Raw genomic sequence first — 1,095 nt, 5'->3', positions numbered from 1 at the left:
GCTCCGGCCCGCCGGACGGGCGGGTGGTCAGGAGGCCGGGCGCACCAGGTGCAGGTCCGGGGCCGGGCGGGCGCCGACCGGCCCGACGTCGGCCCAGGTCGTCTTGCCGCCGTGGTGCCGGCGCACCCCCCAGCGCTGCGAGAGCCGGCCGACGATCTGCAGCCCGCGTCCGCGGGTCGCGGTGGGGTCGTAGGGCTGCTCGCGTCCGCGCACGACCGAACCGTCGCGCACGCGCAGTCGTACCGCGCCGTCGCGCACCCGTGCGGTCACCAGCATCGGGGTGTGCGCGTGGTCGACACCGTTCGCCACCAGTTCGTGCAGCACCAGCGTCGCGTCGCCGACGGTCACGTCGTCCACCAACGGGGTCAGGAACCGCGTCAGCTCGTGCCGGGCCGTGCGGCACGCGGCCGCGTCGGGCTCCACCCTGAGGATCCAGGACTGTGCGGTCACGGGCCCGCCCCCTCCCCGTCCTGCCGGGCCGGCCCGCCCGACTCGACCCGGTTACCCGATGTGCCCGCCTCGCACACCCCCGCGGTCGCCCACCCGGGGGCGGACCGGAGCGGGTACGGTCACGGGTCCGACGCGTAGAGCCAACTGCGCGTGCCCGCAGCCGCGAGCACGACGTGGAGGCTCCGCTTGCGCATCGCCGTCATCCGTACCCCCGAGGTCCCGCGAACGTGCGGCGCGGGGATCACCGCCGCCTCGCTGGCCGCCGCCGGTCACACGGTCCGGGTGTTCACCGACGTCCCCGACGACCCCGACCTGACCGCCCCGGCCGACGGCGGCACGCTGCGCGTGCAGCCGTGGGAACCCGGGCAGGACACCGCACTGGCCGCGGCGTGGTCCGACGACCCGCCCCAGGTGGTGCACGCCATCGGACCGCGCGCCGGGGCCGCCGCCGTCGCGACCGGGGTGCCGGTCGTGCAGGTCTATCCGGCCGACTGCCAGGGCCCGGCCACGATCCCCGCGGCCCGTACCGGGTCGTCGCAGGGGGCCGCCCGCGTGCTGGCCTCCAGCGAGGAGCAGCACACCGCCCTGCTGCGCCGTGGGGTGCCGCGGGCGGTGCTGCGGACGGTGCCCGCCGCCGTCGACACC

The 1,095-nt window shown here is 77.6% G+C and carries 2 protein-coding genes; one reads left to right on the top strand and one right to left on the bottom strand.

The window, feature by feature from the left end; genetic code table 11:
* Positions 1-27: 27 nt before the first annotated feature.
* Positions 28-450, bottom strand: a complete 423-nt coding sequence (locus GTW08_RS20830; protein ID WP_073574254.1) for an ATP-binding protein — start codon at positions 448-450, stop codon at positions 28-30.
* Positions 451-636: 186 nt separating this feature from the next.
* Here GTW08_RS20830 and GTW08_RS20825 point away from each other — a divergent pair.
* A partial coding sequence (locus GTW08_RS20825) for a glycosyltransferase (RefSeq protein ID WP_161152412.1) occupies positions 637-1,095 on the top strand: 459 nt, incomplete at its 3' end.

Origin of the sequence: Pseudonocardia sp. SID8383 (genome assembly GCF_009864975.1) — a bacterium.
GTDB classification, from domain to species: Bacteria; Actinomycetota; Actinomycetes; order Mycobacteriales; family Pseudonocardiaceae; genus Pseudonocardia; species Pseudonocardia alni.
The sequence above is the reverse complement of the archived record's forward strand: the minus strand, read 5'-3'. Positions and strand labels throughout refer to the sequence as shown.